Below are 10,276 nucleotides of genomic sequence, written 5' to 3' on the forward strand. Positions count from 1 at the left end.
TAGGGCTTGCTGAATAATGGTAAAACCCTTTTAAAATAAAGCTTTTGACCTGTTAAAGTCCGATGTTAGTGCAAGAAAATAGGATTGGGACTTTCAAAAACCTTGCATTATCCTTCTTATAGTACATCAATTGGTACAAAAAAACAAGGGCAACAAAGCCTGAAACGACCGGCTACTGACTCCTGACTCCTGACTCCTACCCCCAGGAAAAACTTTTTCAGCAGACCCTATTTAGGCTTCTTTTAAGGTTCTTCAGGAGATATTATGCAAAACTAATAGGGGAAAATAGGCAAAAGGCAAGAGCAAGTAGCCTGTAGGTTGGGTTGAGCGAAACAATACTTGGAAAAAATGTCTCAATTCTCTTGAACAAGCGAAACCCAACAACTTTTTGTTGGGTTTCCTTACGTCAACCCAACCTACAAGACTTGCCTGAATACTTATCCTAAAATTCAGCGCCAATAGCCTACAGTTTTATTTGCATACTCCTCAGCACTGTGAATCATCGGGTGTTCTTCATATAATCTACATTTCTCCTCATAAGTTAATTCACTAAATCGGCGATAAGCTTTCCACCATGATTTTCTAAATTCTTTTAAATCGTTAGTTTCATTTAATTCTCTCTGTATTCTTTTTCCCAGAGCTTTTTGTCCTCTTTCTTGTCCTCTTTGTAGTCTTTTGTCAGTAGTTATTGATGGAGTTTCTTGTGTGTCATCTATTTGAGGAGTGAAGAAAGATGGACAAATCGAATTGAACAGATGATAACAAAGTGCTATAAATATAAAGACGACCGGTCCCACAGCAACTGGAAGTATAAAAACACTACGGATAACAAGCCCTATAGGTGAAGGTGGAGTTTGATCATTAAGGGCTAGGACTAAGCTAAACGGCGCTTAACCTGCATGATCCAATAGCTATAACCCTTTTGGAGTCTATATCGGTGATCCGAAGTAAAAGCCGTTTAGCTTATGCCTAGTTTTTTTTCAAGATTAAAATAACTTACAAGCAAAACTAGACAGAGGCTGGCTAAAAAATACAATGCAAAAACACCCCAAAAATTTCGTATCCAAATTATGTTTAAACTCGTCAAAATACCAGTCGAAATTGATGCCGTAAATAACATAAACCAAAAGCTAATAGAATCAGGATCAAAAGGCTTATTTAAAGTCCAGTTAATATTGATTAATACTAGCTCATTGTAATATCGATAAACGAGATGAGGTAACAAAAATAAAGTCGCTAAAAACAGAAAAGATAAAACAATATTTACAAGGAAGAAAGGAATGATTTTTTTACGTCTGTTATTCATGGCGTGTCTCCTGTGGTACTAAACGGACAGCGGGACGATCGGGGCGCTGGCGGAGCCAGTTCGCCCTACTCGAGATCATAAACCTTTAAAACCTCATCCCCGTAGTCGTCAATTCAGATTTGAATTGGCGGCTCAATCGATCGCCCCTGCGATCTCGTCGAGCGCCTGGATCACCTCCATCGACTTACAGAACCTGTACTCCCAAGTCCCGAAACGACCATCGGCGTTAACCGCCCTGCACCAGCGTTCCGCACCCGCTTTTTTTTCTTCCGTACCCTCGTACCGATAACCCTTGGTTTCAAAAATAAGGTAACCTGAGTTCGGGTTAAGCAGATTGAGGTAAAACCCAGTCCATCTGCAGGGAAGGCTTCTTGGGTTGGTGACAGTAAGCAAACTTGAGTTCGGGTTAAGCAGATTAGCGTTTTCGTTGAAGCTGTCTATCGACCGATGGCTGAAGTTCTTGGCATTCCTAACAGGTATCTATCCACGTTTCTTATCCCACTTTCCGCACAGGGTAAGCGCATCTTAACAATCCTTGACAAAATGAACTTTGTCTGGGTTGCCTACCCACGATTCAGACATATTTGAGGGTCGAGTTCGTAACTATTCTGATTGACTGGTATCACTGAACTTTTTTGACATTTGTATTTAAAAAACTAAAAACCTTGCTTTGCAAGGTTTTTAGGTATCAGTTTATTTGTTCTGTGTCCATGGCAGGTCTTGACTGGAGCCAGCGATCGCTGGATAATGAAAGCATAGGTGGGATCACTCAAAACACTCTCCAGTTAAGCTTCAGAGTCGATTGTAGCCAGTAATGGCTAGTCGATCAATCGCCAAGACGACCTTGGGGTAAGGGTTTCATTACTTTTCTTGGGGGGAAGTCCAAGTATCACTTGAAAGGCCCAGGCGGATCACAAAATTGGCCCATTGTCAATAGCGTTTGAGAGGCGCTCACCCTGATTGTTAGTATTTCTGCAAATGTGAGATGCACCTATCAGTCTGGGGCTAGATCCAGGCGATAATAACTAGAAAAATGGAAAAACTGATAACTGATAACTGATAGATTAAATCACCGTCCCGTCGGGAATAGTGGCATTTTTGAAAATAACCACGATACCGCTGCGAACATAGAAACCTAAATCTTCGCGATTAGCTTCTTCCACACGATCTTTGTTAACAATTAAAACATTGGCACCAATGCGAGCATTTTTGTCCACAATTGCCCGACGAATAGTCGAACCAGGGCCGATACCCATGGGAACTTTGCCATTTCGGGCGAGACTTTCCCGTTCGGGGAAAGACTCATAAAAGTCCGATCCCATCAGCATTGTATCCTCGATCGTGCAGTCTTTGCCGACTCGACTACGAATACCTAAAATCGAGTGATGGATGCGACATTCTTTGAGAATACAACCTTCAGAAATCATCGATTCTGTCACCGTACAATTGAGCATTTTTGTCGGTGGCAGATAGCGAGAACGGGTATAGATGGGGGCTTTTTCGTCGTAGAAACTAAAGGCGGGATTTGGTTGTTGGGTCAAGGCGAGATTAGACTCATAAAAGGCTTCAATCGTGCCGATATCTTCCCAGTAACCTTTAAATAAATAAGCCTGAAGATTGTAGTCTTTAGCCGCCGAGGGAATAATTTCCTTACCGAAATCGGTCTGTTCTTTATTGGCATCGAGCAGATCGATTAAAACATTCTTTTTAAAGACATAAATTCCCATGGAGGCGATGTAGGGATTTTGACGGGCTTGGTCAGGATTTAAGCCTAAAATCGTCGTATCTACCCGCATTCTTGCCAATTCTGCCCCTTTGGGTTTCTCATAAAAATCGACAATTCGCCCCGAATCATTAATTTTCATCACCCCAAAAGCGGAGGCGCGACGTTCATCGATGGGAACCACCGATAAAGTGATATCGGCGTTGGTTTCCCGATGGCGTTCGATGAACTTGCTGTAGTCCATGCGATAGAGATGATCTCCCGAGAGAATTAGATATTCATCGATATCCCAATCCTTCATCGTCCAGATATATTGTCGTACCGCGTCGGCCGTGCCTTGGAACCATTGAGGATTTTCCATGGTTTGTTGAGCGGCCAAAACTTCCACGAAACCATCACTAAAACCCGTAAAATTATAGGTACGATTGAGGTGACGATTGAGGGAAGCGGAATTAAATTGCGTCAACACATAGATTTTGTCAATCTGGGAGTTAATACAATTGCTGACGGGAATATCGATTAAGCGATATTTTCCCGCTAGGGGGACGGCAGGTTTTGCCCGCAGTTTCGTTAACGGATAAAGGCGAGTTCCGGCCCCGCCACCCAAGATAATAGCTAATACTTTTTTCACGCGCGTAACCCTCGCGATTGGCTGTTTCCTTCTCAAAGTAAGTGTAGGATGATAGCGCACCTTATTGATAGAGGGGAAACAAAAATCTAAATCTAAAAGTCATCAAGAGGGAATTGATCGGAGTCTTTGCGGATAAATTCGCTAAAATCATGAATTTTTGGGCTAAATCATTAATATTTACCTTTTTTATCCCTTTACCGTACCTAATGCCCGCCACGGTGACGGGCGATCGCTGTTTTTGGTTAGCCCAAGGTTCCGATGTACAGACTTTCGGTAAACAGGGCCAAAGCGGGAAAGTTGGCAAGGTCGGCGGCCAAGGCAAAAATAGTGATAGTTTAACCCTTTTTCTCGATGGTTCTCCCCTAAAACTCGATATTTCAGGACAAAAAGGGGTCGATGGTGAAAATGGCAGCAATGGCAGCGATGGCAACTGTAGCGGTCAACCGGGCAACGTAACACGAAATCTCCAGGCGGCCGGTGGTGGTAACGGTGGCAATGGGGGTGATGGGGGTGATGGGGGCAATGGCGGCGCTTTAACCCTCTATGCCACTAATTTAGATTTTTTAAGACAAGTAACGGTCAATGCGGCCGGAGGCGCTGGGGGTTTTGGGGGTCAGGGAGGCCAGGGGGGCAAGGGTTGTCGCTGTTCCCAACCCTTCTGGACAATTCAAACCTGCAGCGGTAGGCCGGGTGATGCCAATTATAGCTGTACCACCAGAGAATTTAGCTGTCAGGATGGTCTCGATGGGGCGACGGGTAATAGTGGTCGTAACGGTCGCGAGGGTCGTTTAGGACAGTTAACTTTAATTCAAATCGATCGCCCTTTAACTGCCGATCAACCGAGCGCAACTGTTCCCCTTTCGGAGTTAAAAGAACGGGGTTATATTCTATCTAAAAATAGTTGGGAAACTCGCACCGGGGCAGTGTCTTTATTTGCCCCCGGTTCCCTGATCGATGATCAATATCGGATTTTAGTAGATCGATCGGAACGTTCTTTTATTTTAATTTGGAATGCGCCCCAAGAGTTTAACCGGTTTACTAATCAGCGTTTTACTTTAACCCTCGATGATCAAAAGGAAATGAAGGTAACTGTCCCCAGTGACCTCTGGATCGAGGGAACCACTCAAAAACGCAATAATGTTACGGAATTTGTCGTTTATAATGCTGTTTTTGAACGAGATGTCACCCAATTAGAAGCAAAAGGTATTACAGGAAATGGTACTGATTTAAGGCTTTTTCTCGAAGATAAAGCTTCCCAATCGAATTTAATCGGCACTAAATTTAAAGTGCGTTATCGCGTCACTCGTTGGCAAGCAGAAGACCTACAAACCAGTCCCAGAACCGATTTTGTCACTCGCTATGAAGGAGATATGCCCGCTAATTTGATCCGACAGGAGGGCAATCAATTTATTCTCGATATCGGTCAATTACCCTTACCTGTGGAATCTTTGCGATCGGGTACGGGGATAGAAATTGAGTTACTTGCTACTCGTTCTTTTGCCGGTTATTCCAAAGAACAAAAACTCGTCATTCGCGACACGATTAAAGGGGCAAATATCCCACGGAGGTAAGTCAAAAAAGCTCCCTTCTCTTTTCTCCAGTGCAGTCTTAACGAGTAATTTAGATAGTCAACTTACTAAAAGGCTTTAAAATATCTTGGGAGGAAGACTGGTTATTCTGTGGGTTTCCCCAGAGAATGTCCCGATAGTTTAGAACCAATGTTAAAGGGAAAGATGGGCAATATTTTAAGTGTGGCGCCGATGATGGATTATACCGATCGCCATTTTCGCTATTTTTGGCGACAAATTAGCCGTCGTCCCCTTCTCTACACGGAAATGATCACGACGATGGCGATTAAACACGGCGATCGCTATAAGTTGCTGGGGTTCTCCCTAGCAGAAAAACCTCTAGCTTTGCAGTTAGGGGGTGATAATCCCTATCTTTTGGCAGAATGCGCTAAAATAGCCGAAGATATGGGTTATGACGAGGTAAATCTCAATGTGGGTTGTCCTAGTTCCAGGGTAAAAGAGGGCAATTTCGGCGCTTGTTTGATGGCTAACCCGGAATTAGTCGCTAGGGGAATATCGGCAATGAATCAAGCTGTATCGATTCCCGTGACTGTAAAACAGAGAATTGGCATTGATCATCAAGATAGTTACGAAAATATGGCGAATTTTGTCCGTATTGTCGCGGATGCGGGTTGTCAACGTTTTACCATCCATGCGCGTAAAGCTTGGTTACAGGGATTAAGTCCTAAGGAAAATCGCACCGTCCCCCCTTTACGTTACGATGATGTTTATCGACTAAAAAATCAGTTTCCCCATTTGTTTATTGAAATTAACGGCGGTATCATTAATTTAGAACAGGCTAGACAACATTTACAATTAGTAGATGCAGTTATGATTGGTCGGGCAGCCTACGATAATCCCTATTTATTTGCCACAGTCGATCGAGATTTTTATGGGGAGTCGGTTACTCCTCCTACCCGGGAAGAAGTAATCAAAAAAATGCTTCCCTACATCGATGAATGGGTGAGTAAAGGTTATAAATTACACCAGATCAGCAAACATCTTTTACAGCTTTTTGCCGGTCAGCCCGGAACTAAGGCATGGAAGCGTTATATTAGTGAAAATAGCCATTTTCCTGGGGCCGATTCCGGGGTAATCTGGCAAGCTTTACAGCAGGTAAACTCCCTCAATGATCTGGCTAATCTTTCAAATTACCCTTGATTTATTTTCTTTTCTATGATTACCCAATCCTCAATTACTGCCGGGGTAAAAAATTCAGCTATGGCGGATTTTGTTTATCAACCTCCCCCGGCAGCTATCACAGCTAAACGTATTTTAATTAAACCTAATTTAGGTTATCCTATGCCACCACCGGTAACGGTTAGTCTGCCGGTATTAAGTCAAGTTTTGCGGGGATTGAGAGGGGTAAATCCCGGAGCAGAAATTATCTTGGTAGAGGGAGTATGTTCGGCTATTTCTTTGAGAGAAATTATCGATATTTTGGGAGTAAAATCTATTCTCGATCCGGTCATAACTATTCTTGATGCTGATAGTTTACCCCAGCAAGAATATCCGAATATTTCCCCTTTTCCTGTCCGTTTTTCCTCGATGTTTGCCCCTAAAATTATCGAAGAAGTGGATTGTCGGATCACGATTGGAACCTTAAAACGCACCCATTTAAAGGATAAACCCCTGATTTCTGCTTCTTTAAAAAATCTCTATGGACTCTTTCCCCGTAGTCATTATAAGGCCCGTAGTCCTAACTCGCGGGGGCAATTACATCGCCCCTCCGTACCGCTAATTTTACAGGATGTTTATTTTTGTATCGGTCATCTTTTTGATGGGGCAGTGGTGGACGCTAATCTCAAATATTTTAGTAGTAATTGGCGACCGGATCGAGGAAAATCTATTCCTCTCGGTCAAGTGTTTTGGGGTGATGATATGATTAGCGTGGATCGCAGTGCTTGTCTGTTAGGTGATGAACCGATGCCGAGTTATTTAGAGGCGATCGATTTGCTTCGTTCTCAACTTTTGAACGGAACCAATTAAAGTTAATAATTCTTGGCTAAAATAGGCAAACACTTGTATTAAATAAGCTCTGGCTTATTATTTCTACTGCAAAGCCTTCCGCTCCTAGGCTGACATGACGGGATTTTATACTAAATCCTGTTTAAAAAGTATAGGAGAGTGGGGATCACCGGAGCGGGGGGAAATAATCTATAACTGGGTTTTTACCGAAAAATTGGGTTGAAAGCCTCGCCCTTTTAGGGCGACTTTATAGGATGTATGATATTAAGAATAGGGGGCCGGGTAAGCAACCGCTTAAAAAACCCAGTCATCAACCGTAGAGATGAACACACCTTGAAAACTAGAGTTATGGGGTTCTCTAGGGGAATGCTCCTATAGGTAAAAGCTCTAAGCGTCAAGTACCAGAGAAACCAATTATTTTAGAGGTTTTGAACTGTATCGTAGGGGCCCCCGAAAACAGGCTTCTGTAAGGTCGCGAAAGTCGGAGGAGAGAACCACCTCCGGGTGGGATTTCGCCAGGAATCTAATTCAAGTCCACATCGTTGAGCCAGAAATTCTCAGCAGTGATGCTAGAAGAATCCACGTCCGTTTACGGCGTGGGGTATGTCAAGGAAGCGAGCGAGGTGCGTTTGGCATTCTCAAAGATTAACCCATTGTCGGTTAAAGCAACTGCTCTTTAGGTTGCCCAAAACCCCCCTCGGTGAGGATGTCAAGCGTCTATCCAGATGCTGCCGTCTTCGATGCGAAGGGGATAAACGGGTAAAGCTTGGGGTTGAGAAACTGCCGCCATCGCTTTGTTAACCACAGGGGGCCAGGTAATCCAGTCTTTGACAGCACCACTACAGAGATCAAAAGAACTACGATGCCAGGGACAAACGATCGCGCCATCCTCGGTAATTTGGCCCTTCGTCATCGATAATTTTAAATGAGGACAACGATTACCGACGGCGTGGAATTGACCGTTATTGTTAATCAAGAGAATGGAACTGTCCCCCACTTTTACCACTTGACGGGCGCCGGGGGCAAGGGAATCTACAGATAATACTTTTGTCCAACTCATATTTTTATTTAACCAAGGGAGAGATCGAGAATGGTTTCGGGGTAATTTTGGGCAATAATGTCCTGTTTAGCCCATTGTTGGTAATCTTGCAACAATTGACTCATTAAACGCTGTTTAATCCGCAATAAAACCCCTTTTAAGAGGCTATTGCCGGCGATTTCTAACAGCGGACGCGGGGTTAACCATAATGGCGGTGGTAGGGCAACTTTCACCTCAAGATTGGCTTTCCCCGCTAGATAGGTTTGATTATTTTTTTCCACAGGAGCGAGTTTGCCTTTAACATTGAGGCTAAAGCGATCGTTGATATAATCAATACCTTTGATCTGACAGTCTTCTGATTGCAAAAATATTGTCCCCTCAGAGGTGGCCCAGACATTAAGAATAACCGTGGGCTGAAAATAGTACATATTCAAGAAGTTTAGGGGACGCATTTTTAGGCAAAACCGATTCTCAGACAAGTGTTCAGTTAAGCTAGTCTCAACGATAGCCTGTACTAATCTTTGCGGTTGGCGCAGATAATGCTGAATCGGGATGGTTTGTTCGGCAACAACAATTTCTAGGGATTCGGCAGCGGTAAAAGTTACTTCCATAAGTTGGCTATCTTAAATTTGTCTCCCTTCTTAATTTTACTTGACAAAACTTACACTTTTCGACAGTCCAGATGTAGAAATTTTACCGCTAAGAGGGGACATAAACCAGATTTTTGCCCAAAGTTAGGCTTTTTTCAGTGATCAGCGATCAGTTATCAGTTATCAGTGGGGGGTTTTAATTGACGCTCCCATCGCACTAAGCGCTTCGGGATTCCCTGTTCATCCAGTTACCTTATCTACTAAGCTTTCACCTAATAGACAGTGGGTCGGCCTGTCCGAGGGCTTGAATTTCTGTCCGCCCGACAGTATTTGCCCGTGCGAGAATGTTTATAGCGGCGTTTTCATCTCTATCCAAGACACACCCACAAGAACAAACATGAGTTCTTACAGATAATGTTTTCTTGACAATATTACCACAACTAGAACATTGTTGGCTAGTATATTGTGGGTTCACCGCTACCACAAACTTCCCGTGTATTTTCCCAAAGTAGTCTAACCAATCGGTGAACATTGACCAACTCGCATCTGAAATAGATTTAGCAAGCTTAGGATTTTTCACCATATTAGATACCTTCAATTCCTCATAGACTACCAAATCGTTAGACCGGATTAACGCTTTTGCTGTCTTGACGGCAAAATCTTTACGTTGTCTAGAAACTTTTAGATGAAGGCGAGCTACTTTAGATTTCTGTTTTAACCTTTTCTGACTTCCCTTTTTCTTTTTTGAGAGCTTACGTTGAGCCTTTTTTAGTCTTTTTTCCGACTTACGAAGAAACCGTGGGTTATCAATTTTATCCCCATTAGAGTCAGTTAAGAAATGGTTTAAACCTAAATCAATCCCTACTTCTTTTCCTGTAGATTCAAAGGTTTCTACTCTCTCAATGTCTAAGACAAATTGACAATAAAAGCCATCGGCTCGTTTAATAAGCCTGACTCTTTTGATAGTGGATTTATCGAGAATCTCACGGTTAAAAGTGCCGATTAGCTTTAATTTCCCTATCCCTGTTTTATCCGTGATGTGGATAAACTTTTTGTCTTCTGTTAGTTTCCAACCAGAAGTTTTGTACTCTACAGACCTTGAGAACTTTTTGAATTTAGGATAGCCTTTTTTCGCCAAATCCTTCTTGCTACGTCCGCTCGCCGAATTCGATTCGGCGCGGGCGGTGCGCTTCTTACAGTTATCGAAAAAAAATGCTTGTCACTACTCTCTAATAATTCGGTGATTCTTTGATTAGAAGCCAATCCTCTATCCATTACGCCAACTCCATTTACAGGAATTGCTTCTATCATTTTTCCTCCTTCTTTTGAGTCATGACCTTGACCAAAATGGATGAGTATTCCGACCACCTCTGTTGTGATACTATTAAGACCAGAGAATAGTTTTACTTGATGCCATCCCTGGGACCATAGTAATTTACTGGTTAAGCTAA

At 42.9% G+C, this 10,276-nt stretch carries 8 protein-coding genes and 1 pseudogene; 3 read left to right on the forward strand and 6 right to left on the reverse strand.

The window, feature by feature from the left end; translation table 11 throughout:
- Positions 1–449: 449 nt before the first annotated feature.
- From IM322_RS20290 to IM322_RS20300, 3 genes are all read right to left on the reverse strand, one after another.
- The gene (locus IM322_RS20290; protein ID WP_287675709.1) at positions 450–797 is read right to left on the reverse strand and encodes a hypothetical protein; all 348 of its coding nucleotides are present in this window, start codon (positions 795–797) and stop codon (positions 450–452) included.
- A 161-nt stretch (positions 798–958) separates the two neighbouring features.
- The gene (locus IM322_RS20295) at positions 959–1,306 is read right to left on the reverse strand and encodes a hypothetical protein (protein ID WP_287675710.1); all 348 of its coding nucleotides are present in this window, start codon (positions 1,304–1,306) and stop codon (positions 959–961) included.
- 1,064 nt (positions 1,307–2,370) lie between these two features.
- Positions 2,371–3,660 (reverse strand): glucose-1-phosphate adenylyltransferase, encoded by a 1,290-nt coding sequence (locus tag IM322_RS20300; RefSeq protein ID WP_287675711.1) that lies wholly within the window; start codon positions 3,658–3,660, stop codon positions 2,371–2,373.
- Between the two features lie 206 nt (positions 3,661–3,866).
- Between IM322_RS20300 and IM322_RS20305 the strand changes: the two genes are divergently transcribed.
- The 3 genes from IM322_RS20305 (at position 3,867) to IM322_RS20315 (ending at position 7,217) form a co-directional block, all read left to right on the forward strand.
- On the forward strand, positions 3,867–5,231 hold the full coding sequence (locus IM322_RS20305) for a collagen-like protein (protein ID WP_287675714.1): 1,365 nt from the start codon (positions 3,867–3,869) through the stop codon (positions 5,229–5,231).
- Positions 5,232–5,393: 162 nt separating this feature from the next.
- Entirely contained in the window at positions 5,394–6,389 is a 996-nt protein-coding gene (gene dusA / locus IM322_RS20310; RefSeq protein ID WP_287675715.1) for a tRNA dihydrouridine(20/20a) synthase DusA, read from the forward strand.
- Positions 6,390–6,404: 15 nt separating this feature from the next.
- Positions 6,405–7,217: a DUF362 domain-containing protein gene (locus tag IM322_RS20315; protein WP_287675712.1), complete on the forward strand. Its 813-nt coding sequence runs from the start codon at positions 6,405–6,407 to the stop codon at positions 7,215–7,217.
- Between the two features lie 688 nt (positions 7,218–7,905).
- Here IM322_RS20315 and IM322_RS20320 read toward each other — a convergent pair.
- The 3 genes and pseudogenes from IM322_RS20320 to IM322_RS20330 all read right to left on the reverse strand — a co-directional run.
- Positions 7,906–8,256 carry a Rieske (2Fe-2S) protein gene (locus tag IM322_RS20320; protein ID WP_002798923.1) on the reverse strand — a complete coding sequence of 117 codons (351 nt, stop codon included), beginning with the start codon at positions 8,254–8,256 and terminating at the stop codon, positions 7,906–7,908.
- An 8-nt stretch (positions 8,257–8,264) separates the two neighbouring features.
- The gene (locus IM322_RS20325) at positions 8,265–8,846 is read right to left on the reverse strand and encodes a DUF1997 domain-containing protein (RefSeq protein ID WP_287676334.1); all 582 of its coding nucleotides are present in this window, start codon (positions 8,844–8,846) and stop codon (positions 8,265–8,267) included.
- 219 nt (positions 8,847–9,065) lie between these two features.
- Positions 9,066–10,035, reverse strand: a pseudogene (locus IM322_RS20330) (RNA-guided endonuclease InsQ/TnpB family protein); the annotation flags it as partial.
- Positions 10,036–10,276: the final 241 nt, after the last annotated feature.

The sequence above is a fragment of the Microcystis sp. M109S1 genome, assembly GCF_020247025.1.
Lineage (GTDB): Bacteria > Cyanobacteriota > Cyanobacteriia > Cyanobacteriales > Microcystaceae > Microcystis.